Annotated in this window: 26 protein-coding genes; 17 read left to right on the forward strand and 9 right to left on the reverse strand. The window is 43.1% G+C overall.

The annotated features are described in order from the left end of the window. Positions 1-360 precede the first annotated feature (360 nt). Positions 361-1,479: a maltose/maltodextrin ABC transporter ATP-binding protein MalK gene (gene malK / locus AACV20_RS15095; protein WP_017045996.1), complete on the forward strand. Its 1,119-nt coding sequence runs from the start codon at positions 361-363 to the stop codon at positions 1,477-1,479. Positions 1,480-1,549: 70 nt separating this feature from the next. Here the strand turns inward: malK and AACV20_RS15100 are convergent, their stop codons facing one another. Both AACV20_RS15100 and ppiC read right to left on the reverse strand, forming a co-directional pair. Continuing rightward, positions 1,550-2,221 carry a LuxR C-terminal-related transcriptional regulator gene (locus AACV20_RS15100; RefSeq protein ID WP_013868071.1) on the reverse strand — a complete coding sequence of 224 codons (672 nt, stop codon included), beginning with the start codon at positions 2,219-2,221 and terminating at the stop codon, positions 1,550-1,552. Positions 2,222-2,595: 374 nt separating this feature from the next. Then, positions 2,596-2,874, reverse strand: a complete 279-nt coding sequence (gene ppiC, locus AACV20_RS15105; RefSeq protein ID WP_026027858.1) for a peptidylprolyl isomerase PpiC — start codon at positions 2,872-2,874, stop codon at positions 2,596-2,598. A 185-nt stretch (positions 2,875-3,059) separates the two neighbouring features. Here ppiC and AACV20_RS15110 point away from each other — a divergent pair, with 185 nt between their 5' ends. After that, positions 3,060-3,977, forward strand: a complete 918-nt coding sequence (locus tag AACV20_RS15110; protein WP_013868073.1) for a chemotaxis protein — start codon at positions 3,060-3,062, stop codon at positions 3,975-3,977. Here AACV20_RS15110 and AACV20_RS15115 read toward each other — a convergent pair. Then, positions 3,974-4,351, reverse strand: a complete 378-nt coding sequence (locus tag AACV20_RS15115; RefSeq protein WP_088729757.1) for an MmcQ/YjbR family DNA-binding protein — start codon at positions 4,349-4,351, stop codon at positions 3,974-3,976. The genes AACV20_RS15110 and AACV20_RS15115 overlap by 4 nt on opposite strands. A gap of 232 nt (positions 4,352-4,583) precedes the next feature. Between AACV20_RS15115 and AACV20_RS15120 the strand changes: the two genes are divergently transcribed. Next, positions 4,584-5,600 (forward strand): GGDEF domain-containing protein, encoded by a 1,017-nt coding sequence (locus AACV20_RS15120; protein ID WP_017045993.1) that lies wholly within the window; start codon positions 4,584-4,586, stop codon positions 5,598-5,600. Between the two features lie 125 nt (positions 5,601-5,725). Here the strand turns inward: AACV20_RS15120 and AACV20_RS15125 are convergent, their stop codons facing one another. Further along, a complete protein-coding gene (locus tag AACV20_RS15125) occupies positions 5,726-6,304 on the reverse strand; it encodes a malate synthase (RefSeq protein WP_013868075.1) in 579 nt (192 codons plus the stop codon). Between the two features lie 161 nt (positions 6,305-6,465). Between AACV20_RS15125 and AACV20_RS15130 the strand changes: the two genes are divergently transcribed. After that, complete coding sequence (locus AACV20_RS15130) at positions 6,466-7,983, forward strand: DUF3612 domain-containing protein (protein WP_017047432.1); 1,518 nt, start codon at positions 6,466-6,468, stop codon at positions 7,981-7,983. Between the two features lie 272 nt (positions 7,984-8,255). Here AACV20_RS15130 and AACV20_RS15135 read toward each other — a convergent pair whose 3' ends face one another. Beyond that, on the reverse strand, positions 8,256-9,632 hold the full coding sequence (locus AACV20_RS15135; protein ID WP_017045991.1) for a diguanylate cyclase: 1,377 nt from the start codon (positions 9,630-9,632) through the stop codon (positions 8,256-8,258). Positions 9,633-9,960: 328 nt separating this feature from the next. On the opposite strand from AACV20_RS15135, the gene AACV20_RS15140 reads away from it, so the two are divergent. Further along, positions 9,961-11,052 (forward strand): DUF3541 domain-containing protein, encoded by a 1,092-nt coding sequence (locus tag AACV20_RS15140; protein WP_170907570.1) that lies wholly within the window; start codon positions 9,961-9,963, stop codon positions 11,050-11,052. An 11-nt stretch (positions 11,053-11,063) separates the two neighbouring features. Here the strand turns inward: AACV20_RS15140 and AACV20_RS15145 are convergent, their stop codons facing one another. Further along, positions 11,064-11,990 carry a DMT family transporter gene (locus AACV20_RS15145; protein WP_170907571.1) on the reverse strand — a complete coding sequence of 309 codons (927 nt, stop codon included), beginning with the start codon at positions 11,988-11,990 and terminating at the stop codon, positions 11,064-11,066. 90 nt (positions 11,991-12,080) lie between these two features. On the opposite strand from AACV20_RS15145, the gene AACV20_RS15150 reads away from it, so the two are divergent. Together AACV20_RS15150 and AACV20_RS15155 are read left to right on the forward strand one after the other, a co-directional pair. After that, complete coding sequence (locus AACV20_RS15150) at positions 12,081-12,989, forward strand: LysR substrate-binding domain-containing protein (RefSeq protein ID WP_088733514.1); 909 nt, start codon at positions 12,081-12,083, stop codon at positions 12,987-12,989. 325 nt (positions 12,990-13,314) lie between these two features. Beyond that, positions 13,315-14,490 carry a GGDEF domain-containing protein gene (locus AACV20_RS15155; protein WP_170907572.1) on the forward strand — a complete coding sequence of 392 codons (1,176 nt, stop codon included), beginning with the start codon at positions 13,315-13,317 and terminating at the stop codon, positions 14,488-14,490. On the opposite strand, the gene AACV20_RS15160 is transcribed toward AACV20_RS15155, so the two are convergent. Further along, positions 14,471-14,761 (reverse strand): hypothetical protein, encoded by a 291-nt coding sequence (locus AACV20_RS15160; RefSeq protein WP_013868082.1) that lies wholly within the window; start codon positions 14,759-14,761, stop codon positions 14,471-14,473. The genes AACV20_RS15155 and AACV20_RS15160 overlap by 20 nt on opposite strands. 148 nt (positions 14,762-14,909) lie before the next feature. On the opposite strand from AACV20_RS15160, the gene AACV20_RS15165 reads away from it, so the two are divergent. Both AACV20_RS15165 and AACV20_RS15170 read left to right on the forward strand, forming a co-directional pair. Continuing rightward, positions 14,910-15,758, forward strand: coding sequence for a pirin family protein (locus AACV20_RS15165; RefSeq protein ID WP_170900332.1), 849 nt, complete (start codon positions 14,910-14,912; stop codon positions 15,756-15,758). Between the two features lie 97 nt (positions 15,759-15,855). After that, positions 15,856-16,602, forward strand: a complete 747-nt coding sequence (locus AACV20_RS15170; protein ID WP_170907573.1) for a substrate-binding periplasmic protein — start codon at positions 15,856-15,858, stop codon at positions 16,600-16,602. Between the two features lie 28 nt (positions 16,603-16,630). Here the strand turns inward: AACV20_RS15170 and ppnP are convergent, their stop codons facing one another. Then, positions 16,631-16,912 (reverse strand): pyrimidine/purine nucleoside phosphorylase, encoded by a 282-nt coding sequence (ppnP, locus tag AACV20_RS15175; RefSeq protein ID WP_166538041.1) that lies wholly within the window; start codon positions 16,910-16,912, stop codon positions 16,631-16,633. Between the two features lie 369 nt (positions 16,913-17,281). On the opposite strand from ppnP, the gene AACV20_RS15180 reads away from it, so the two are divergent. Next, on the forward strand, positions 17,282-17,725 hold the full coding sequence (locus AACV20_RS15180) for a DUF2850 domain-containing protein (RefSeq protein WP_026027942.1): 444 nt from the start codon (positions 17,282-17,284) through the stop codon (positions 17,723-17,725). A 94-nt stretch (positions 17,726-17,819) separates the two neighbouring features. Here AACV20_RS15180 and aroG read toward each other — a convergent pair whose 3' ends face one another. Further along, a complete protein-coding gene (aroG, locus tag AACV20_RS15185; protein WP_094143250.1) occupies positions 17,820-18,872 on the reverse strand; it encodes a 3-deoxy-7-phosphoheptulonate synthase AroG in 1,053 nt (350 codons plus the stop codon). A 299-nt stretch (positions 18,873-19,171) separates the two neighbouring features. Here aroG and AACV20_RS15190 point away from each other — a divergent pair, with 299 nt between their 5' ends. The 7 genes from AACV20_RS15190 (at position 19,172) to AACV20_RS15220 (ending at position 25,636) form a co-directional block, all read left to right on the forward strand. Continuing rightward, positions 19,172-19,891, forward strand: a complete 720-nt coding sequence (locus AACV20_RS15190) for an amino acid ABC transporter ATP-binding protein (RefSeq protein WP_170907592.1) — start codon at positions 19,172-19,174, stop codon at positions 19,889-19,891. Continuing rightward, entirely contained in the window at positions 19,891-20,688 is a 798-nt protein-coding gene (locus AACV20_RS15195) for an amino acid ABC transporter permease (protein ID WP_029189977.1), read from the forward strand. The genes AACV20_RS15190 and AACV20_RS15195 overlap by 1 nt, the downstream gene beginning before the upstream one ends. 97 nt (positions 20,689-20,785) lie before the next feature. Beyond that, positions 20,786-21,568: a transporter substrate-binding domain-containing protein gene (locus AACV20_RS15200; protein ID WP_170889391.1), complete on the forward strand. Its 783-nt coding sequence runs from the start codon at positions 20,786-20,788 to the stop codon at positions 21,566-21,568. A 32-nt stretch (positions 21,569-21,600) separates the two neighbouring features. Then, positions 21,601-22,515, forward strand: a complete 915-nt coding sequence (locus AACV20_RS15205; RefSeq protein ID WP_371319565.1) for an amino acid ABC transporter permease — start codon at positions 21,601-21,603, stop codon at positions 22,513-22,515. 158 nt (positions 22,516-22,673) lie between these two features. Further along, positions 22,674-24,377, forward strand: a complete 1,704-nt coding sequence (locus AACV20_RS15210) for a phospho-sugar mutase (RefSeq protein WP_170907575.1) — start codon at positions 22,674-22,676, stop codon at positions 24,375-24,377. Between the two features lie 210 nt (positions 24,378-24,587). Further along, complete coding sequence (locus tag AACV20_RS15215) at positions 24,588-25,319, forward strand: AzlC family ABC transporter permease (RefSeq protein WP_026027571.1); 732 nt, start codon at positions 24,588-24,590, stop codon at positions 25,317-25,319. After that, positions 25,316-25,636, forward strand: coding sequence for an AzlD domain-containing protein (locus AACV20_RS15220; protein WP_013868095.1), 321 nt, complete (start codon positions 25,316-25,318; stop codon positions 25,634-25,636). The genes AACV20_RS15215 and AACV20_RS15220 overlap by 4 nt, the downstream gene beginning before the upstream one ends. Positions 25,637-25,679: the final 43 nt, after the last annotated feature.

Consider the following 25,679-nt stretch of genomic DNA (forward strand, 5'->3'; position numbering starts at 1 on the left):
TAGGAGGATGTATCAAACACACACATCACACAAAATACAGTCATCCCAGAGTGGATAGTAAGAGCCTTTTCCAGTAACTCATCGTTTACTGGCTTACATCGCTAGATTGGTTTGCTGTCATAAATGAGCGTTCGTGGTAATTGATTTTATAACGGGGGAGACGCTCAATGTGCAGGGGAAGTGAACTAAATCATTGGCATGGATGGGTGATGCTTTCTTCAAACTCCCTTAATTTGAAGACATCACCCTTTTTCTTACATTATTAACCACCTTACCCAATTCCTGCTGTCATTGCCTGCAAGAAAACTCATATAATGATGGGCAGTGATTTATAAAAAATATTGATCGAGGACGAGCTCTATGGCGAGTGTCACGTTAAAAAATGTATGTAAAGCATACGGTGATGTATTAATTTCTAAAAATGTCGACTTAGAAATTCAAGAAGGCGAATTTGTCGTCTTTGTCGGTCCGTCAGGTTGTGGGAAATCCACCCTACTGCGTTGCATCGCAGGCCTAGAAGATATCACCTCGGGTGACTTGTTTATTGGCGATAAGCGAATGAATGATGTTGAACCTTCTAAACGTGGCGTCGGCATGGTATTTCAATCCTATGCGCTCTACCCGCACCTTAATCTTTTCGACAACATGTCTTTTGGCCTAAAGTTGGCCAAAGCCGATAAAAAGGAGATCGAGCAACGTGTTGAGCACGCCGCCGATATTCTCCAACTCAGCCATTTGCTTGAACGTCAACCTAAGTCTCTTTCAGGTGGCCAACGTCAGCGTGTCGCGATTGGGCGTACTTTAGTCTCACAACCGAATGTCTTTTTGCTTGATGAGCCGCTGTCTAACCTAGATGCAGCGCTGCGCGTACAGATGCGTTCAGAGATAACCAAACTGCAACGCAAATTGGGCTGTACTATGATTTACGTTACCCATGATCAAGTCGAAGCAATGACAATGGCTGACAAAATCGTGGTCTTGGATGCTGGTTTCGTATCACAAGTAGGCAAACCACTTGAGTTGTATCATTACCCAGAAAATCGTTTCGTCGCAGGCTTCATCGGTTCTCCTAAAATGAACTTCATGAGCGTATTCATCGAAGATGTCGAAGCCGAACGCGTGAAAGTTCAACTCTCTAATGGAACCTCATTTTGGATTTTGGTCGATGGCACCACGATCACTCGCGGCGAGCGTATGTCATTAGGTGTGCGTCCAGAGCACTTGCTGAGCGCTGAAGATGGTGACGCGAAAATTGAAGGCAAAGTGATGATGGTTGAGAAACTCGGCAATGAAACACAAGTCTACATGAACTTGAAAGGCTCTGATTCTGATGTAATTTACCGCCAGCCTGATACTTTGGGCGTTGAAACAGGTGATACATTGACAATTGGTATTCCAGGGCATCGCTGCCATCTCTTCCACAGCGATGGACGTGCATGCCGCCGCCTTTACAAAGAAAAAGGCATCGAAGCCGAATAAAAAGAAATTCAGTTAAGAAAATAAGACAGCCCCTATCAAAGGGGCTGTCTTATTTAAAAATAAATAAAATTTAATTAAACTCTTCAATACCAATATTATCTTTTGCCCATAATAATGCCTGAAGTCTATTTTTAGCATTTATCTTTTTAAATACATTATGTAAATGTGTTTTTACTGTATTTTCACTTACAAACAACTCATCTGCAATTTGCATATTAGATGCACCACAGCCAAGTAGCTTAATTATTTGCTGCTCTCTTTTCGTTAATTTAGCATAAGCTTGAGAGGTAATAGATGAATTACCTGCACGATAATGCTGTATATATTCCTGAGCCAATTTTCGATTAAACCACATTTCATCATCAAGCACTTTTTCCATGCCCTTAACTAAAGATTCAAGCTGATCATTGGTATAAAATACACCTACAAGATTCTGCCATTTAAAGAGCATTTTAGGTTCAATATCTAGCGGGCAATTAATAAGCACTTCTTTTGCATCAGGGCAGGATAAGCGTTTAAATGCTGAGTAATCAGCAAAATTATTTTCATCAACGCGAGAATAGTCGATGATAACCAATTGAATTTTATAGGATGATAGACTGTTATCATTCATCCACGTATCGCAAAGCGGAGAGATATCAATACTAATCGGCAACTTTGACTCTAGCGAATCTTTAAGTAAGCGAGACTGCATACAAACATCAGAAAGCAATCGAACGTTAATTTTTTTTTCTTCACTCATTTTAAACTCCTAGATCATACCGCTCACTTGATAAAACTAACGTTAAGCGACTATAAGTCAATATCTCAAAATAACCCGCTCTCATTTTAATAAAAAACCTAATGAATAAATCCATTTAATTCATGAAGTTATTGTGGATTCTTATTTATGAGAACAAATGGCTGTTTTATTTATATACCTTACTACTTGACGTGGTTTGGGTGTAGTAGGCCATTCTATAAAAGGTAATGGAATAAAAAGATAAAGAATCAAGTGTCGTTCCTAACGAATGAAAAGCACCACACATTTCTGGTTTTGAGAAAAAGCGTGGCACTCACTGCTCATTGACTATTACTTTAAAAATCAACGTCGATGAGAAAATCACCCTATTGAGGCTAGGTCCGATATAGAACTTTTACAACATGCCAACCAAACTTGGTTTTCACCAAATGGGGTGTCAGCACCTCTCCAGTGAAACAGATTTTATCAAATTGAGGTACCATCTGCCCCTGACGAAACTCACCCAGATCGCCCCCTTTTTTACCCGAAGGACAGGTAGAATATTTTCTGGCTAATGTTTGAAATTTCGCTCCCTTTTTTAACTGAGCGATAATATCTTCAGCTTGTTCTTTATGCTTCACTAAAATGTGAAGAGCCGCTGCCGTTCTTGCCATCATTTTTCTCAATAAATTTGCTACTGCAAATAGTGTAACGGATGCTTTTCAAGAGTCCAACCCCAATGTAAGAGTGCAAAAGATCAATAAACATACGGTTATACTGTTTATTTGCATTTAACGCATTGCCGTCAGTAAGAGATCGTTTAGTATTAAGCATAAGAAACAACGTTGAGTAAGGTGTTATGGCTAAAACCCCCAGTAAGGCAAACCAATCCCAAGGCATGTTAATGTTCACATTGAACACTCAGAAACAGCTTTTTGCTATCGGGACTCTGAAAGTACGAGAGATTGTCCCTTACATGCCAATGACACAAATCCCATATTCTCATCACCATGTGATCGGAACGGTGACTATCCGTAACTTGACGGTACCTGTCATTGATATGGCTGCCGCCATTGGCTTTAGAGCAATTCAACCTAGCGAATATAAACAATGCTACTTAATCGTGACGGACTGCTTGCGAACCGTAGTTGCGTTTATGGTACGTAGCATTGAAAAAATCATCGAGTGTGACTGGCGAACAATCGAGTCTTCACCTGCAGTGGCGGGAAAAGACGTTTTTGTCACTGGCATAACCCGCTATCAAAAACAGATTGTGCAGTTACTTGACGTCGAATTATTACTTTCAAAAATTTATCCACAGTATGAATCAACTAAGATCCCGATGCTGACTGATATTGAACGTGAGCGATTAAAAGCATTGCGTATTTTACTGGTGGATGATTCATCTATTGCACGTAAACAATTGTCAGATGCCTTAGACAGTATCAACATCCCTTACCAAATCTGTAAAAATGGACTTGATGCCATTGAGCTGATGCGTCAAGACGCTCAACATCAACGTGCGATCGATTTGCTGGTCAGTGATATTGAAATGCCGGGCCTCGATGGATATGAACTGGCCTTTGAGGTTCAAAATGATCCAATGCTGAGCCATGCTTATTGTATTCTTCACACCTCGCTTTCCAGTGAGATCTGTTTGGATAGAGCTCACCAAGTCGGAGCCCACGAAGCTTTGGAAAAATTTAACGCGACAGAATTAATAGAAGCGATGCTGCGTGGCGCAAAAAAACTGGAACAACGTAAGGATACCGCTTAATCAAGTTTTGCTTGCACAAACAGAACCTGAAGCGCTTCTCTATCTGATTTTTTCAGTTTACTCACCACAAGCTGATAAGAGCGTCCACATAATTCCTCTAACATCATCTGGTCAACATCTCCGTTTAACTTAACGGAGATCCAGTGTCTTTTATTCATATGATAACCAGGACGAATAGCGGAAAAGGCACTGGTCAGAACTTCACCATCTTCGGGAGTGCACTTCAATGTCACAAACGGCTCTTCTCTCGACTGAGAAGTATAGGCAAACATTTTACCGCGAATTTTGAAAACCAACGCGTCAGGACCAAACGGATAGCTACTTTCTACCTGAGGTAAAATATCCAAAAACGATTCAATATCATACATCTCCATCTATTACTCCTTGATTCAGTAACCAACTTATTTTAATCATTCAGCGATTCAATATATAAAAAACCCCCTACTATGTCTGTCTGTTGTGTTTGATCTACATCAAGAATCGATTGTTCACCGTAAATAAAAATTCAACTTCAAACTTTAGTTGCATTTTTTTAGCGCATAACTTTGGGATATCCGCTAATCTTAGCGGTATGAATATCTGTGACTGTCTATTAATTTTACGATAATGACCAGCGACGACTTTAAGAGATCTACAGCCAATTTAAAAAAAGCAGTACCGTTGATGATGAAAAATCATGTGGCGGCGACACCTGCTAACTATGCACTTTGGTATACCTATGTTGACAACGCCATACCTCAACTCAATCGAGAACTCGATTCTGTATTGGAAAACTTTGGCCTTTGTCCTCCCGCGGCAAGCTCTCAACTCTATAACAGCTATGTCGCATCGCGCTCTGAAACCAGTTTAAGCACGCTACGCAACAACATTGAAGTGTTAGTCAATGAAGTCGCAAGTTCAATGTCAGATACCCTAACCGATACCAGCGAATTTGCCAGAGTGATTGATAAAAGTTTTAGTGAATTAGAACGAGTCGAAAACGATGATTTATCGATCGAAGAGGTGATGAAAGTGGTTCGCCAATTGGTCACTGAATCGCGAGATATTCGCCATTCAACTCAGTTTTTAAATGGTCAACTTAATAGTGCCAGTAAAGAAATTCATCGACTGAAAGAGCAGCTTGCCGAGGTGCAAAAAGAGGCTTTATTCGATGGATTGTCCGGTTTATATAACCGCCGTTCGTTCAATGATGATCTCTTTACCCTAATAAGCGCGCAGCAACCAATAAGCCTGATCTTATTAGATATCGATCACTTCAAATCTTTTAATGACAATTATGGCCACCTATTTGGTGACACCGTCATCAAAGGCATCGCTAAAAAGCTTCAGAGTAGCTGTCGAGATGGCATTACCGCCTACCGATTTGGCGGCGAAGAGTTCGTTTTAATTGTTCCAAATAAAACACTGCGCATTGCCAGACAGTTTGCAGAATCACTGCGCCGTTCGATAGAAAAAATGAGCGTGAAGGATCGCCGTTCAGGAAACCAAGTTGGTAATATTACCGCCTCTTTTGGTGTGACAGAATTACAACTAGGTGATACGTCCGAGTCTTTGATAGAAAGAACCGATAAACTGCTCTATGAAGCAAAACAATTAGGCCGCAACCGTGTTATGCCGCTTTAATCGCTTCAACCTCTTATGGCTTATGGGTAGCTGAAAAGCAATCACAAGTTCCATAAACCTCAATTTATGGATAGAAAAGTAAAAGGGGCGCCACGCCCCATTTAATCCCAATACACATCTATAACCTAAGCAAGGTTAAAACTGTAGTTTAAGTAATAGTCTTCACCATCTTTTGCGGTGTACTCCTTATCTTCACTACAAGCTTGAGGCTTACCCTTTTCATCACCTTTGACTAGGCTTACCCAGTGGCGCATTGCGGCGCTGGGCATTTCTTCCACCGATTGGGTAAATGTGGTACACGTTTCTAACTGAATATCATTAATCTCTATCAGTTCAACGCGTCCAGTCCCTTTAGTGCAGCCTAACATCACTTCAACATGGCTACCACTTCCATCACGGAACAAGATCGAACATGGTGACTCCTTTTCACCATTGAAGGCAACAAAATGTTTTGGGTGCTTCAAACCACTATGACGCCCATCCTTGAAATAAGCCAACACATGGCGGTAATCGATCACATAACTGGTCACATCTTGATGAGAGCCCGTCGCCAAAGGGAACAATCTATCGAGTAGTTGCTTCGCTCTACTCTGTTTTTCATTTTGTTGATTAGCACTGATAGTCTCGACGGCGAAGACGGCTTCAGCGATAAAGGGTTTATCTAGTTTTTGGATTTCTGTTTTATCGAATGTCAGCATATTCATCGTCTTTTCCTTATAGGTAACTCAACATTTTGTGTTCTAGAGCAATTATTCCAAACTTGCGTTTAACCTTTGTGCAAATTTGTGACCTTGCTTACTTGGTAGATTAACCAATTTTTTACTACAATTTCACAACAAAAATTTTACAGTGTGAATTTTACAAAATGGCCTTATCAAAAAGCTTAGTTCGTCAGTCACATTTCTTAGGGACAAAAGTCAGAAACTTAAGAAAGCGTAATCACCTAACGATGGAAGATTTATCGGCACGCTGTATTCGTATCAACCCAGAATACGCCCCCTCCGTTTCATACCTTTCGATGATTGAGCGTGGAAAACGGGTACCTAGTGTTGATATGTTGGAGGTCATTGCCCAAGTTTTCCAAAAAGATCCCGCTTGGTTTTTAGATGATGAACCAGGTCAAACGGATATTACTCCTGACAAGGGTAACAGAGGTGGGATCAGCGGTATGGCTCTTGAACCTAGCTTTTTATTCTCAAATGATATTTTACAAATCGCAATCCCAGAGATGCTTTCCCAAACCGGGATCACTGGCAAACAGTTTGCTCATCTATTGATCCGTGCTCACCAAGAGAGTTTACAAAACCACTTCCCAGATCTTGAGCGAGCAGCAGAAGAAGTGGGTTTAAAACGCTTAAACTTAGCTGTTGAAGATCTTATCGACATCGCCAAAAGCCTTGGTTTGGTTATCCGCTGGGTCACGAGAACCCCGCAAGATGTTGTTGATGAGCTTGGTGTTAGCGCCAAACAACTTATTACCTCTTTTTTTGAACCACCATGCACGATCTACCTCAATGAAATTCTACGTGAGTACCCAACTCGCCTAAAGTACGACCTCGCAGTGTATATTGGCCACAATATTCTGCACAGCAAAGAGGGACTAAAAAGTGTCTTAACGGTTGGCCACACAAACAGTTGGGAAGAAACGCCTGATGCCACCGCCACCTGTGAATTAAATTCCCAAGATATCCTTCAGGCATGGCGAGATTTTGAATCGAGTTTTTTTGCTGGCGCACTGCTGTGCCCCAAAGTGCCTTATCGACAACTTCTTGATCGCAGCGGTTACGAAATCGATGTACATTTGAAAGCGGGGGTTTCTCCTTCCGTTGCGATGAGGCGCATGACGGTCGTGTCACCCTATCCGCATTGGCACTATTTCGATGCTTATGGTGAAGGCAAATTAAAAGCGGTTTATCGTGGCAATGGGATCCCTCTACCGTGGGGGAATATGCGTAAAGTGAATGACCCTTGCCAGCATTGGGCCGTGTTTAGACGTCTTTCAGAGCCGCAAAGTGGCAGCTCTGCGCAAATTTCGATTTTGAATGTAGGTGATGAGCCGAGAATATATTGCTGTGAATCCGTCAATATGATCGATCCAGCAGGCAATAATCGAGTGCTATGCGCTGGAATAGATTTGAATCCAGCCATCAATGCACAAGGTGGGGATGCTCACTCAATTGCTGAGGAGCTCAAAGCGTTATGCGTCAGCAACGGCGGGAGCTCTCTTATTCCAAGACACATCAAAAAAGATCTCACGACTATTGCTAAAATTCTTAATATTAATTGGATTGAACGCGGAATTGAAAATAATGCGCGCTTAATCTGCTCACGCGGTGCTGTCTGTCCAAGAAAACCAAGCTGCTATGAGAAATGTGCTGGCTAGTTGCAGAGCGTAAAAATAAAAAAAGCCAATCACAAAAAGTATGATTGGCTATTAATAAGTGTGAACAAAAATAAGGTTCACTAACAACGTCAGTTGGCTAGGTGACCCTCGGCTTAGAAGGGTCACTTACTATATAGCAGGATGCATGCCAACTTTAAAACTGCCAAAAAACACCTTATCTGTCTACTTTATGAGCGGTTTCATTACAACGTGTCGCATAATAAATTTGCATTTTGCAATTAAATTTCAAAATGCGAATCTGAATAAATAATCTAGTAGTACTGCTGCCTCTTTTCTTGATACATCCGCTCATCAGCCAGTTTCAACATCGCATCCACATTATCAAATTCTGGGCTAAATGCGGCTGCGCCTACACTGACATGTAGGTTAATTAAGTGCTGCTCATAAATGACTGGCGCATTACACAACGCACTTTTTATTTTGAGACTGATCCGCTCAATATCATCGTTGTCCGATACTCGAGACAGTAAAACCAGAAACTCATCACCGCCAATGCGTGCAACTAAATCCGAAGAACGCAATACGCTTTTCACTCGCTCCGCACAAGCAATCAATACCTTGTCACCCGCCGCATGCCCATAGGTGTCATTGATCGATTTGAACTTATCAATATCAATGTTGAGGATCACAAAACCAGCCGATTGGTCCATTTTGATAGCCTGCTCAAAATATCGATCAAGCGTATACATGAAGTACCGACGGTTAGGAAGCTGAGTTAATTCGTCATGAAGTGCTCTTTCATTAGCAATAGAGTACAAGCGATATATCGTAATAAACGCCGCAACCAACAAGATTAAGATCGGATAGCCTAGCAACCGTACAATGTGAACCTGATACCAAGGCACTTGACCTAAAACATCGCTTTTCTGCGCAACAGCAATTTCCCAGCCGCCATAGGGAAAATGAACACTTTGTTTTGCAAAAGCTTTCGTGAACACCTCTTGTTCACCAAAAAATACCTCGCCTTCCGAACCAGTACTGTCTACCCCACGTATCGCCAAATTAAAGCGGTGAGTAAAACGTTCAACGCCAGTGGAAAGTAATAGCGAATCTAAATCGATCACGACACTGCATACTCCCCAATATTGTTGGTTATCAGGAGGGTCAGTAAATATAGGAATCCGAGCAACAAGGCCTCGCCCACCTTGAACCAGGTTCACAGGGCCTGCAATGAAGATCTCTTGGATCTCCCTTGCTTTTAAGATCGTGGCCCATTGTTTGGGAACGGTACGGTAATCTAAGCCTATCGTTTTGTGATTTCCGCTCAATGGATAGGTGTAACGAATCACATCATCAGGCGCAAGCCCAATCACGCGCAAATGTCTACCTTCATGTAAAATATTAGCCGCAATCTTTTCCCAATCTTCGAACTGAGAATGGGCGTTAATCGCAATTAAACTGGTTAACCCATTTGCTACATAGATGTCAGACAAAATGGCAGCTTCTAACTGAGCTCGAATAATCGAAAGCTCTTCCTTTGCTCTGGTTTGAAGATTATCTCGGATAAAACTTCGTTGATTGAAATTGATAATTTCGATCAACCCTCCACAAAAAATGATGAAGGCAACGAGAAGCAAATTGACAGACCACTGTTTGCCTGAGATATGTCTCATGCAACTCTCCCTCACTAGCCTGTAGCGATCACTACATGTGTATGGTTTTACTTGCTCTATTTAGAATAGTGCTTCTTACTTAAGATTAACGTAATTAATGAGGGAATACCCAAATTAATTACAAATTTATTGATATAACCAAATGAACTCGTAGCTTTTTGCTAACATAGTAAGATTTTAATTCATCAATTTGCATAGCGTAAAAAGCACAATCAGCTAAACGCATTATCCTAACGACGGCTCAAAGTGGTCATTTTACGCACACCGAACACATCACCAACAATAATAAATATATGAAATGATAATATTATTATGAATATTAGCTTAAAGGTGTGTTTTCATCATGTTATTAAAAAAGAGTGGCCTATTTCTGGGATTCGCTATTGCATTGTGGTTGCCTGCCTCTGGCTATGCAGAGCCAGCGTCAACAACGAATAACACTTTTTCTGAATCTGCGGAGCTTATTCGTCAAACCTATGAAGAGCAACTTTTCACATTGCCGGCATTCAAAGAGGGGCACTATGGGTTGCGGATGTACCGCCAAACTCTAGATCCTAAATATTCAGCAGCGGTGTGGAGTGATCTTGCTCGCGTGGCGAGCCGACTTAATCAATTTTCCGCAGAAGTTTCAACTGCTGAACAGGTTTTTCTCTACTCTGAGCAACGTTTGGCTGGATACCTCGATGACGAAGATGAACGCAGCCAATTACGCTATATCGCCACTAAACATATGCCAGAATACCTCTACTTAGGCGTCGACCTATTAGGCTCTATGGCCCGTGCCAACGAATATGGTTTGAAACATAAAGAAGATCAGCTTTTGCGCCAAGTGATCCGCCGTTATGATTTTACTAAGTACGCCACTGATGAAGAAATGATTAAAGCGTGGGCCGCACAACTTGCTAACCAAGTCTATTGGTTACGCCAGTTAGGTGAACAAGATGTCGTACAACCATTCATTGATAGCTTTAGGAAAACATACCCAGATTCTGCTGATAAAGCACTCTCCGCGCAACAATATGGCAATAAGCTGTATGGCATGACACACATTATTTTTGCCGATTCAGAATACTATCAAAATCCCATTAAAGAGCAGCAGCATCAATGGATCTTCGACTACTTTCGCAATAATATCGATACCATTTTGCTAAGAGCGAAGGAAGATGTGGTTGCTGAAGTTGGAATCACTTTTCTACTCGCAGGTTTAGAAAAGGATCCTGTTGTAGAAAAAACTCGTCTCGCAATTCAACAAGCGATTGATAAAAAGAAAGGGATGATCCCCTCTACCTCAGGTGTGTTTGACCTTGCCGACGGAGAGCACCGCAATGTACTTGCCATTATGTTACTTGACTGGCAGAAAACCAACCAAGCGCCCACAGTGAAAAATAATCCTAAGGTATTTTCTAGCCTGCCTTATGGGCTCATCAGACAGTAGCAATAAGCGGGTTAAGCTGATTTAAGCTGGTTTGACGATACTGAGGATTTAAATAGCTTCGGGATAAGAATTCCGGTAAAAGTTGCCATCACAATCAAGCCCAATCCTACCATTTGTGTTGGCAAGTACTGCACATTAAAAAACAACTGTTGCCATAAAGCGGTAAAAAGCAAATTGGTAAAAATTAACGGAGCGAGCTGCGAGCCAGAGTGTGCCAGACGGTAGGCTTTGGCTCGAAAAATTTGAGTGTTGATGACTAATATAGAGACTCCGCTCAAGGCAATAACCACAGCTAACTGCTGCAAGCTGCCCCAGGTTTGTTGAAGTACATTCACGTCCGAGGTAGGAAGAAATAACAAAGGTAGTAATAAGATTGATGCACACACAAACGTCCAAGCATTGATATCAATAGATCGCATATCACTTTTCGTCGCTCGATATAAGCTTAACTGCGATCCCGCATTCAGTGCTCCCGCAAGTAAACCGACCAATAACTCCATCCGTAAATGGATGCCCGAAACATCGCCAGCCAGCAGTAACACCCCGATAAATGTAATGGCCAAGCTCACAACCGTGCCTGCTTTCATCACTACACCAAATATTAATTTTTCTAACAAAGGAATAAACAGTGGACCAGTGCTGAACAATACGACACTTTCCACCAAAGAAAGGTGCTGAAGTGAGTAAATAAAACAGAGCTGACAGCCTGCAATGCATACTGAGCGAACCCACAGAGCCCGTTTCATACCTTTGGGAGGAAAACGGAAATGAGTCAAGCTCATTACTCCCAACAATATAAGCGCGGGGAGTAAAAATCGGAGAAAACTGAGACTTTGTAGCGGTATCTCATGTGCAAGAAACTTAGACAGTAGCCCTGTCAATGACAAGCTAAATGTGGAGGACAACATAAATAATGGAGCCAAAATTCGTGGGTTCATACAACTCTCCTCTAGTACAGCCATCATAGAACAATGACGAAAGGAAAAATAACGAGTAATATTAACCAAACCTGTAAGAGAAACTTACCAATGCGAAAACTACCTCCGCTCAAGTCACTCTACTCATTTATTGCCGTAGCAGAAACAGGCAGCATGACGGATGCAGCAAAGCACCTTAATGTTAGTCATTCAGCCGTCAGTCAATCAATAAAAGCATTAGAGAACCAGCTAAACCAGCCGCTATTCAATCGCGTTGGGCGTCACGTCGTACTCAATAATGCTGGTCAAAAATACTATCGGAGAATTGCGCCTGCTTTGGAGCAAATCGTTGAAGCAACTGAAGTGCTTATGAGAGATGAGCGCCATAACCGACTGACACTCAACATGGTCAACTCATTAGCGCTGCACTGGTGGATACCACGAGTTAACCGCTTTCAAGAGCATGCGCCACATATAGACGTGAGAATATCGAGTTTAACAGGCACTTTTTCTCTAACATCAGAGAACGTTGATATCGCGATTGTTCATGGTAAACAAGATGAGTGGCAAGACTACTATTGTGAGAAACTTGCCGAAGATGAATTGGTGCTGGTATGCAGCCCTGAACTCATAAAACCTGACCTCATAAAGCAAGGTGATAAGCAGACGCTTTCATCCATACTTAAATGCCACCCAGCGATTATCGCTGTGAACGAGCGCCGCAAAAAAGACTGGCAAATTTGGTGCGATGCTTATCAACTTAGCATGCCAGAAAGTCGCAAAAACCTATCATTTGTTTCTTCAGCACAAGCCGTACAAGCAACTATCCGCCAATTAGGTATTTTCGTTACCCATCGCCTCTTTGTAAAAGATGACATCAAGTTAGGCCTACTACAAGAACTCGGTTCCGCAGTGACTAATCCCTATCAAGACTACTACTTCGTTTGTGCCAAAGAGCAACTGAAACAAGAGAGTATCTTAGTGCTAAGAAGTTGGATCAAAAAAGAATTTGCGATGTAACTAAATTTGTAATGTAACGACAGGACGGCTTAGATTTTTTTGCTATATCCACATTTGCTTATATTCATTTTTTTATAAAAAAATAATGGCTTAAATAATGGCTTATTTGGACAACGTTAAAATAATCGACAAAACATGCTGATAATACAATAAGTTATAAGACCATTGATCACCGATTATTAATAGCCTAATGACTTAACGAAAACGCCAAATGATTAGCCATTGTATTTTTCAACTTACTACATGCACTTCGTCCGCAAAACTCTGTTATTTATTCTAGACTTAACTCGGTATCTAATACTTTAGGATAGCATCGAGATCGAGTATGACTGAACTGGTAGGTAGACATTTAGAAGAGATGGCCAATATGCGAGCGTCACGCAAGCGTAGGGTCGTTGCCTTATGCTCGTTTGTGTCTGTGCTACTTTTCGCCTTTTATGGCATTCTTCATTTTCTTGAACAGCAATATTACCTGAGCACTTTTAATTTATTATGCTTGATCGCCATTGCCTCTAATTACCTTTATTTCTACCATCACTCTGATAACACCTCCTATGCCGATTTATTCCTCAGTGCCATCTTGTTAACAAAAGGGGTCATATTACTACTATATGGACAGCATATGGTCGGCAATGTGCTGTGGTTGTTTCCAATTATTGCGGCGGTGATCTTCATTAATGACTTTCGTATAGGCTTAGTTTTTAGCTGCAGTTTCTTTATGCTGATTGGCGTATCAGTACAACTCTCCGGAGCCGATATTCTTCCTCAATATCTCCCCATAGATCGGTTCTTTCTCAGTCTCATCGCACTCTGTTGCATGTGTCATATTTCCTCTTACTACTACAACAAAGCGGTTTGCTATATCCAGCATCTTTATCAAGAGGGAATTGAAGACCTTGCCTACACCGACCAACTGACTGGGCTCGCCAATCGTTGGAGTTTCGAAACTTGGGCACGTGAAAAGCTCTCTCAGCAGTCTGATAAAAAGACCATCACCGCACTCGTTTTTCTAGACATTGATAATTTCAAGTCCATTAATGACAGCTACGGACATGAGGTCGGGGATCGAGTCTTGCAATATTTCGCCAACCGTTTAAAAAACAACGTCCGAAATAAAGACCGGAAGACAGATAAACACGATTACTCCATCGCGAGATTTGCCGGAGATGAGTTCGTGCTACTACTTTACGATATCAAAACGGTTAAGGATTTGGATGGCGTTCTCAACCGGATTTGTTATCTGTTTGAGGATAAATATCAAGGCTCAGAAATGATCAATAACCTCACCGTCAGCATCGGCGCTGCTTTGTTTCCTTCTGATGCTGATAACTTGGCAGAGCTGACTCGGTGCGCAGACAAAGCGATGTACGCAGCAAAACACAACGGCAAAAATCAATATCAGTATTACCAACATATTTCACTTGACCATACTGAAGCATCTACTGCAACCCATTCAGCAACAGTGACACCAATAAAGAAAGCTAGCGAGTCATATACATAATCCACAAACCTACTGCACATACCACCACCATCCATGCGGCGTAGCGTGCTGTATTAGGTTTATTTGGTTTAGGGTGAATCACTGGCCTCATTGCCGCACGCCTTGCTGCTTCAACAATGGAAACGTCTTTATCACTGAGCTGTTCAAGCGTATCGCGATTTTTCTGCGCTTGATTAGCCACCTTGGTAAATCGGTGCATCTGCTCAAGCGTAAAATCCTCTTTGGGATCATAATGCGGATTCTGATCTTCATGTTTGGGCAACATAGACATTGGGCATCCTCCTCGTGATCCAACCTACTCTAATTATAGCCCCCCTCAAGATATGTTCGAATTTCTCGACGAAGACCTTCAAAACACAGCGCTCTTCTTTATCAGCACATTGTCTTAGACTGATGTTATACCGACAAGGAGAATCATTATGCTAACGCAACGTGAAATAAAACAGATAATCCCCGCACAACCCACTTCGGATGGAGATGGCGTAAAAATTAGCCGCGTTGCTGGCTTTAATAACGCTAATTTTTCACCATTTTTAATGCTCGATGAATTTAAATCTGATCAAAAAGCCGATTATATTGGCGGATTCCCTCCTCATCCACACCGAGGAATCGAAACTCTCACTTATATGCTAAATGGGCATTTCCAACATCAAGATCATATGGGTAATGTCGGTGAATTACGCTCTGGAGGTGCCCAATGGATGGCCGCAGGAAGAGGTGTTATTCATAGCGAGATGCCAATCATGACTGAAGGTCAGTTGCACGGTTTTCAGATTTGGATCAATCAGCCTGCTAGCCAAAAAATGGCGCCAGCGCAATACCACGACTTTCAACCCGAAACCATTACCGAATACCACTCCCAAGAGGCTGGCCTGCTGAGAGTACTTGCGGGTGATGTCACTTGTGGCAACCAGATAGTAACTGGCCCATTAACAAAAACGGGCGTTAAATTGAGTGTAGCCGACTGGCAAGCAACACCGGGTAGCCAATTAGAGATCGCCACTCCAAATCACTTTAATGTCATGGCATTTACCTACAAAGGCAATGCACAGCTAGGCAGTAAAGTGTTGAAGCAAGGCGAGCTAGCGTTGCTCTCAAAAGGTGAGTTCTTAACATTAAAAGCCAATGATACGAGCGGAGTATTGTTGCTAATGGGGCAACCCATTGATGAACCTGTAGTGCATTATGGGCCGTTTGTAATGAACTCATTTTCTGAGATAGAACAAGCAATTAAAGACTACAACTCAGGTCTGTTTGAACAGTATTAATCATAGGGTAGCCATCCGGCTGATCTTAAGTGTCATTTTGGGGTTCTCAGAAAGTTTGCCTATACTCAAGTAGTAAATTTGACGAGAGGCACGAAATATGTGGGTATTGACTAGAAATATTCTCATTTCATTGGCAGCAGTGCTGATCAGCTCAACGCTTTTTGCTAACACCCTTAAAGCTGATTTTAGGCATCGACCACCAGAAATGGTGATCAGTCCAGATGGTCAAAAAATCAGCGGCCCATTAAAGGAAATCATTGAAGAAGCAGCAAAAAATATAGGCTTCGATATCGAGTGGCGAAACATTCCATTTCCTCGCAGCCTTGCTACTTTAGAAAATGGTACTGTTGACATTGTTCCACGTGTCATACGAACAGCAGACAGAGAAGCATTTGTTCGCTTTATCGGTCCTATAAGTGAGCAAACACGGAATATTGTTTTTGTCACTCGCAGTGATGGGCCAGCAATCAACAATTATCAAGATTTACGAGAGCTAAATGTCGGTGTGAAAAGAGGTACCGCTTATTTCGAAGCGTTTGATCAAGACAAAGAGATAAATAGAACGGTTGTTAATGATGACTTCAACCTAGCAAGAATGCTAGAGGCAAAGAGAATAGATACCGTTATCGTATTGGATTTACCTGCGCTAGAAGTGGAATTAAAAACAATCAATTTTAGTAACTACCAAGTAGCAACCTACTACTATCCAAACACTATCGGCAACTATTACGGTATGCCTAAAAGCCATCCACAAGCGGATGCATTACAAAACGCTCTGTCTGAAATGGTAAAAAGTGGAAGGATCGAAGCCATCTATGCAAAATTTGGCTTAACAGCTCGATAAGAAATAGGGCTTTTAAGCCCTATTTCAACTACAAATATTCGCACAAATAAGCTGTTACTTCGGCAACTTTCAAATCAAAGGACGAATTCTCAGCGACTTCAAAAGATTCATTCGCTTTAAATGTAGACCAGTGTTCATCCCCTAAACGCTTTATCGTTAACGAACCTTTGATGACTGTCATACGCTCAGGAGCCGCCGTGCCAAAGGTGTATTCGCCAGGAGCCATTACGCCCACCGAACTGTCACCACTTTGGTGAGCAAAACCTAAAGATTTAACAGCCCCGTCGAAGTATGTGTTTTCTTTGATCATTTCTCTTCCTTGTAAAATAAACCACCAAAATATGGTGAATAACACGTTTGTAAGCCGTTTTATCTGAAATCGTAAAAATACACAAGTGGCAATTGGGATTAAACAAATAGTGAAACGCGACCTATACTGATCGGTAAGTCAACAAAATTCATGATGCAATGTTCATCTTGTCATCCATTAGTACTAGTTTTGGAAAAAAGATCATATTTTCCAGTGTGACATTTGCTAAACCACACGACATATTCCACTCTCTAACCTTGTTTTAATTGGTTAGCCTTACCGGTACTAGTCGCTGATTGCTTACGTTATGGAGTGGGAATGGCAGTTAAGGGTTTCACGCATGCAAATAAAGCCTCTTCAGGTCACCCTATGAAAAAAAAGTGGGTATTAAAAAGTCTTTTTTGGATAGTGCTGTTCACTATCGCAGCTAGTTTTGCCACTTTACTTTTAGTGAGCTATCAAGAGTATACAAGCCCCAAAAATGTCTATGGTTCATGGATCGAAATCGGTACACCCAGTTATAGCACTGAGGTTCTAACTCTCAATTCAAATGGCGTGTTTCGAAATAATCGCTTAGTCAGCACTCAGTTTGAATATGATGGGGATAAAATTGTGATTAACACTGGTAGTGGCGTGACCATTTACCAACTTGCTGGGACAACAAACTCCCCTCAACTCAAGCGCATTGAACCTGTCATGCCTTTACAACGCTTTATCAAACAAGGCTATGAAAGCACGGTAGAAAACGATGAAAACGGCGACCCAAGTAAAAATCGTCGTTCAGCATTATCTGAGCACTTTTCACAACCATAGCGCTTAAAGTGACGCGATCAGAGCTGAGTCTAAATAGAAAAGCCCCCGAATCGGGAGCTCTGTTGATACTTTATATTATAGAGTGACGCCATATTTAGCGTGCGCGACGCGCCTCTACGGCACCAGCCAACTGACGCAATACCACTTCAGTGTCATCCCAGCCAATACATGCATCCGTAATCGATTGACCATAAGTGGCCGCACAACCATCCACGAGATCCTGACGTCCTTCAACGAGATGAGACTCAATCATCACACCAAAAATAGCATGTTCACCCGATGCAATCTGCTCACTCACATCTTGTGATACCACCAGTTGACGCTGGTACTGTTTAGAGCTGTTTGCGTGGCTAAAGTCAATCATCACTTTTTGTGGTAAACCGGAGATTTCTAGTTCCTGCTTGATAGCCGCGACATGTTGAGCGTTGTAGTTTGGCTCTTTACCACCTCGTAGAATGATATGGCAATCAGGGTTGCCTGCCGTTTGAATGATGGCCGAATGACCATACTTAGTGACCGACAAGAAATGGTGCGATGCACTGGCAGAGCGAATCGCATCAGAAGCGATTTTGATATTGCCATCTGTCCCATTTTTGAACCCAACCGGACAAGATAGACCCGATGCGAGCTCACGGTGAACTTGAGATTCTGTTGTACGAGCACCAATAGCACCCCAACTGATAAGGTCAGCCACATACTGCGGTGTGATCATATCCAAAAATTCGCTCGCTGTCGGCATCCCCATATCGGTCAAATCAAGCAGTAACTTACGCGCCATGCGTAAACCATCGTTAATTTTATAGGTATCATTTAAATAAGGGTCGTTAATGAGCCCTTTCCATCCGACGGTTGTACGAGGTTTTTCAAAATAGACACGCATGACAATTTCAAGGCGATCACCTAGTTCATCGCGCAACACTTTAAGACGTTTTCCATATTCAACAGCCGCTTGAGGATCATGAATTGAACATGGGCCAATGATCACCAATAAGCGATCATCTTTATCTTGTAGAATATTATGAATGGCTTCTCGAGCCTGAAATGTGGTTGAAGCAGCAACTTCTGTTGCCGGAAACTTTTCTAGAACCGCAACAGGAGGTAATAACTCTTTAACTCGTTTAATTTTTACATCATCAGTCTGAAACATTGCTTACTTCTTCCTTATTCTTTTCTACTGCCTACCGAACAACGGACAGGTTGGATCTATACGCAGCCTTGCTTTCGGCTCTCCCCTGTAACTTATCTACTAAAAACCACAACTTCAATCATTATTTTCAACAAAAGGCAATATTGGCTACTTTTTTACAAAATTATCATTTCGTAAAAAAATAGTTACACCTTTATACTGGAACCCACAAATTAACGCTAATATGAGCTTCGTAGGTGCATTATCTCGTTGATATTGCTAAGGTAGGTAGTAACAAAATAGCAACAAGATATTCAACCATGAATGCGATAGAGTTTGAAAAAGTAAACAAGTGGTACAATAATTTTCACGCTTTGAAAGACATTACTCTTCAGGTTCGTCGAGGGGAAATCTTAGTCGTTTGTGGCCCTTCAGGCTCAGGAAAATCAACATTAATCCGAACGGTCAATGGGTTAGAAGCTATCACCGCGGGCAAGATCACCCTGAACTCTAACCATTCCGACATCACACAGCCTGCGGGAAAAATCGGTATGGTTTTCCAGCATTTCAACCTTTTCCCTCACTTGACGGTGATTGAAAACCTTATTTTAGCTCCAATTCGTACACTGAAATTGAGTAAGCAAGCCGCAAGACAAAGAGCGAGCCATTTTTTACAGCGAGTGAATATTCTTGACCAAGCTGACAAATATCCGGTGCAATTATCTGGCGGTCAGCAACAGCGTGTTGCCATTGCACGCTCACTCTGTATGCAACCAGACATTTTATTGTTTGATGAACCCACTTCAGCTCTCGATCCTGAAACCATCCGAGAGGTGCTGGATGTCATGGTAGATCTTGCTCAAGATGGCATCACCATGATGTGCGTCACTCATGAAATGGGTTTTGCCCGAAAAGTAGCGGATCGCGTCATTTTTATGGATGAAGGAAGAATTCTCGAGATCGCTACGCCGGAAGAGATATTTCGTCAGCCAAAACACCCAAGAACTCAACAGTTTCTCAACCAAATATTGAGCCATTGATGATAAAAGTACTGATAAAACCGATCTTCTCCGCTCTAGTACAGATAGTTCTATTGCTTGCGGGGATGGTATGGCTACTTGATTCTGGCGCACATGCTATGGGTTACCAGTGGCAATGGTATCGTGTGCCTGATTTCATCGCTTTTTACGACGAGGGTGAATGGTGGCCCGCGGAACTGCTCGAAGGGTTAGCCGTTACGGTGCAAATCTCAACGGTCAGCCTATTTTTTACGCTAGTCATTGGCTTAACAACCGCTTTGTTGAAGCTTTCCAATTCAGTGGTAGGGCGTTGGCTGGCCAATATTTATATTGAGCTTATCCGCAACACGCCGCTACTGGTGCAGATATACCTACTCTATTTTGTGTTTGGCCCAGTGCTGGGCTTAGATCGCTTCTCTACTGCCATTTTAGCTTTGGCACTGTTTCAAGGCGCTTATACTGCCGAAGTGTTTCGTGGTGGTTTAAACAGCATTCCGAAGGGACAGTTTGAAGCGGCACGAACATTAGGGCTTTCTCGTTTTTATACCTATGTTGATGTGATCTTACCGCAACTTATCCAACGTACATTACCTCCACTGACCAATGAAGTCGTGTCATTAATTAAAAACTCGTCTATCGTCAGTGTGATGGCTATTTTTGACTTAACCACTCAAGGTAGAAATATTGTCTCAGAAACGGCGATGCCATTTGAAATATGGTTTACCGTCGCTGCAATTTATTTACTGTTAACTCTGTCTTTATCAGGGTTTTCAGCATGGTTAGAACACAAACTCGGGGCGCAATGGCGCGCTCAATAATCATCCTTAAAAGGAGAACATCATGCAGCAATCTGCACCAAAAGCGTGGCAACGCGCTGGATTGAAGGCTATCGCCGCTCTATCGCTCGGGTTGACCATGTTACTAGGGATAACCATTTCCATACCCGCCTTTGCCAGTGAAACGCCTAGCCTTGATAAAATCACTGAACGAGGCACATTGCGTGTGGGTATGTCTACGTTTGTGCCTTGGGCAATGCGCGACAAGCAAGGCGACCTAATTGGCTTTGAAATTGATGTTGCCAAACGTCTTGCTGAAGATTCAGGTTGGAAAGTGGAATTTGTACCTACCGCGTGGGATGGCATTATTCCAGCACTCTTAGCACAGAAATTTGATGTCATTATCGGCGGCATGTCTATCACGCCAGAACGCTCGAAAAGCGTGCTCTTTACCACCCCCTACTCACATTCAGGCGTGCAGCTTGCTGCCAATCAATCCTTAGCTAATGGCTTTTCCACCATTGAAGACTTCAACTCTCGTCGAGTGACTATCGCTGCGCGCCGTGGGGCATTCACCGTACAAGTCGCTCGTGAAACCTTCCCCAAAGCCAAAATTCTGCAATTTGATGACGATGCACAAGCCTTTCAAGAAGTATTAAACGGCCAAGCACACGCCGTGATTGCGTCAAGCCCTAAACCTGAACATGAAACAGTGAAACACAGTGACAAACTGTTCATTCCTTTCAATGAACGGTTGTCCAAAGGAAACGAAGCGTTTGCCGTTCGCTTAGGTGAAGAGGACAAAAAAGCCTTTTTTGATCAATGGATTATTGAACGAACCAATGACGGCTGGTTAAGTGAACGCTACGAATATTGGTTCTCAACGCTAGATTGGCAAAACCAAATCGTCTCAGGGCAATAGCCTGAGGGGCGGATGTGAATAGAACAAAAACCGTGCTGTATGAAAAACGGAGCCTTAAACCATGGCTACAATTATCGCTCAATAAGCTCGATTATGCGTTACTCTTAGCACTGTTAGGCTTTGTTATTTGGTTAACGCACCGAGCCGAGCTTGGGGTGAATTATAATTGGCGTTGGCAAGAAGCTTTTGCTCTGATTTTCACCCCAACGAGCCATGGTGCTATCCCTTATTTCTTTCAGGGGTTAGTTGCTACTTTGCGCTTAAGTGTCTGGGCGATGGTGATGGCCCTTGTGTTAGGCACACTGCTTGGCGTAGCACGCCACTCTCAGTTTTCGTGGTTCAGAATTCCGGCTAACGCTTTTGTGCAATTAGTTAGGAACATTCCGCCGCTGGTTTTCGTGTTCATTTTTTATTTTTTTGTCTCCAATCAACTGATCCCGTTGTTGGGCCTAGAAAACCTACTACGGGAACACCATGAGCCAACCAATGTCATTCAGCATTGGCTGTTTGGTCCTTCTCATCTATGGGAAAATTTATTCTCTGGAATTGTGTGTATTGGAATGCTTTCATCAGCCTATATCGCTGAAGTTGTTCGTTCAGGTTTGGCCGGAATCGCTCAAGGTCAATGGGAAGCAGCGCACTCTTTAGGGCTGTCTCGATGGGTAAAATACCGATACGTCATTGCCCCTCAAGTATTGGCGGCGATCACGCCGGCTTTAGCTGGGCAAGCGATTTCTTTGGTCAAAGATTCTTCGATTGTATCGCTAATTTCAATTCAAGAAATGACGTTTGTTGGCACAGAAATCGCTAACTCTTCTGGGCTTATTTTTGAAATATGGTTGTTAGTGGGCGGTGCATACTTGGGTTTATGTTTAAGCCTCTCTTTACTGTTTAGGCGGCTCGAGCTACGCAGTTTACGCCATCTCTCGCTTCATCACTCTAACTAGATAACACGGAATTTGTCAGCGTCAGTTACGCAACCAATCAAAGAGAATCAACACGTGATGAGAAACAAAATAAGAACGATGTTTAGCGATTGCGCCCCCATTATTGAGAATGAATATCAGTTAGAATTAATTCAACATGAATGTAAGAAGGTGAAACCATGATACAACACGTTTCCGAATGGTTAGAAAAAGATCCCGATCCTAAAACTCGCCAAGAACTACAAGCACTAGTCGATCAGCATCAGTTAGATGAGATAAAAGCTCGCTTTCAATCACGCCTTGAGTTCGGCACCGCGGGTTTACGCGGCATGGTGGGATGCGGCCCTAATCGTATGAACCGCCTGGTAATTCAAGAAACGGCGACGGGTTTAGGACACTATCTCATTCAACAAGTCAGCAATGCCAAAACACGTGGGGTGGTGATTGGCTATGATGGCCGGCCAGATTCTCAGCAATTTGCACACGATACCGCCTCCGTACTCGCCGCGCTGGGGATCAAAGTGTATCTCACGCATAAAGTGGCACCGACCCCAGTAGTCGCTTTTGGGGTAAAATACTTTAATGCCGCCGCCGCAGTCGTAGTCACCGCCAGTCACAACCCACCCGAATACAATGGCTTCAAGGTGTACTGGGAAAATGGTGCCCAGATTATCCCACCTCACGATTCAGGTATTGCAGCAGAAATCGACTTAGCGGCAACGCGAGCTATTTCTCTGATGCCGTTAGACAACGCGCACCAACAAGGCCTTTTGCAATGGCTAACAGAAGAGTATTACCAAACTTACCGTCGTACCCTCAATCAAAGCCCATTGTTGAACCACCACACTGATCCGCAATGCCTTACCATTGCGTATACCGCGATGCATGGTGTCGGCGCTGAGATGGCTGAAACTTTGCTGCATGACGCTGGGTTTACCCATGTCATCAGTGTAAAGGAACAACGAGAGCCGGATGGCCGTTTCCCGACCGTCAACTTCCCGAACCCTGAAGAGCCGGGGGCGATGGATATGGTTATCGCGTTAGCCCATGCCCAAAATGCCCAGTTGGCCTGCGCCAACGACCCAGATGCCGACCGATTTGCCGTTGCCGTACAACGCGCGGATGGTCAATACCAAATGCTGACTGGCGATCAAGTTGGCACACTATTTGGGGACTATTTGCTCTCCAAAACCGATGCCTCAAAACAGTTGGTTGGCAACACCATCGTCTCATCCAGTTTACTCGGTAATATTGCGCAGGCAAAAGGTGCAAAATACTACCAAACCTTGACTGGCTTTAAATGGTTGACCAACGTGGCGATGCAACAACAAAGCGATGGACAGCAGTTCTTATTCGCCTATGAAGAAGCATTGGGTTACACCATAGGGCAAACCGTTTGGGATAAAGATGGCCTTTCGGCCATGGTGGCATTTGCACAACTAGCGGCCGAATTATACAGCCAAGGTAAGACTATTTGGGATCAACTCGAAACCATTTACCGTCAGCACGGTTTTTACATTAATGCACAACGTAGCATTAAGTTAGACCCTAACTCACCGCCGATCGGTGACAAGCTTCGCGCCACACCACCAACGGAAATCGCCGGTAGAAAAGTGCTCATGACCGACGATCTCAAATCACTCACACGTTATATTGCCGATGGAACAACGCAAGCGATTCAACTTCCTGCTAGCGATGTATTGACCTATCACTTGGAAGGCGGAGCGAGAGTGATTGTGCGCCCGTCGGGCACTGAGCCTAAATTGAAATGCTATTACGAGGTCGTCGGAGCCTTCGAAGCAGAAGAAGATTTCGCCAGCGCCGAGAAAAAAGCCGACGAGCAAATGGCGATGCTCATCGCAGAACACCAACACAGCTTGTAGCGCTCATTGCCGGACAAGCACAGCGAAATAACAGGCCGTCTTCAGTTCATTGTTGGCGGCATTTTTATTTCATCTGTTTAGGTGAACAATGCCTGCGACTACAACGCTCTTTTCCCTTCAGTGGATGACAGTTGTATGCGCAATTTTGTACAATCGCTTGACCCAACCTTGTGGCTTGATAGATTCATCACTTCCAGCAAAGGAATTACTATGGATAGCACACTATTGAACCACGTACATTTGGAACCTCGAGGTCGCCTCTTTGGGCAAGGCGCACTGGCCATGCTACCGCTGAGTATTGCCGTTTTACCATGGGGCTTATTGGCAGGATCATTTGCGATTGAAAGTGGCCTGACCGTATTAGAGAGCCAAGCACTCTCTGCGGTTTTATTTGCAGGCTCAGCGCAACTCGTCGCCACGGGGATGTTTAAAACAGGTGCAGGGCTGTTGACTCTGCTGATCACCACATTTTTCATCACTTCTCGCCATTTTCTCTACAGCGTTTCCATGCGCAGCAAAATCAGCCCACTCCCGACACGTTGGCGTTTAATTCTGGGTTTTCTGCTCACTGATGAGCTGTTTGCGGTCTGCGGACAACAAAATGAAAAACAGTTTAACCGTTGGTACGCGCTTGGTGCGGGTTTAAGCTTCTATTTAGTTTGGAATTTGGCCACACTGGTCGGTATTATTGCGGGCAGCTACATCCCCGCTTTAAACGAGTTGGGGTTGGAATTCGCAGTCGCGGCTACTTTTATCGCCATTGTCATTCCGAACATTAAAAACATACCGATACTCGTTGCTGTCATCAGTGCCCTAGTGTTATCGGTAAGCCTGACTCTTTGGCAAGTTGAAGGTAGCTTAATGCTAGCAAGCATTGGCGCAATGTGTGCAGGTTATGTTTCTGAAGTTTTACTCTGTTCGAGCAGGAGGAACCAACGATGATTCTGCTTTCTATCCTCGCCATGACCGCTTTGGTCTTTATGAGCCGTTATCTGTTCTTAGAGCCTAAATTACCGCTGCGTCTCAACCCAGTTATCCAGCGCTTACTCACTTATTCTAGCCCTGCTGTATTAACTGCTATTTGGGCTCCGATTGTGTTCCTGCCAGAGCAAACACTTTGGCTTGATCGCCATAATCCCTACTTGTGGGCCGCAGCATTAGCGGGACTGATTGCATGGAAAACCAAGAATGTCCTGCTGACCACGATCATCAGCATGGCGACTTTCTTTTTGCTAAATTTAACGCTCTTAGCCCATTAAAGACAGAGGCTGCGGTGAATACTGATAATAACCGCAGCCCGAA

It is taken from the genome of Vibrio sp. B4-6, assembly GCF_963888245.1.
Classification (GTDB): Bacteria; Pseudomonadota; Gammaproteobacteria; order Enterobacterales; family Vibrionaceae; genus Vibrio; species Vibrio anguillarum.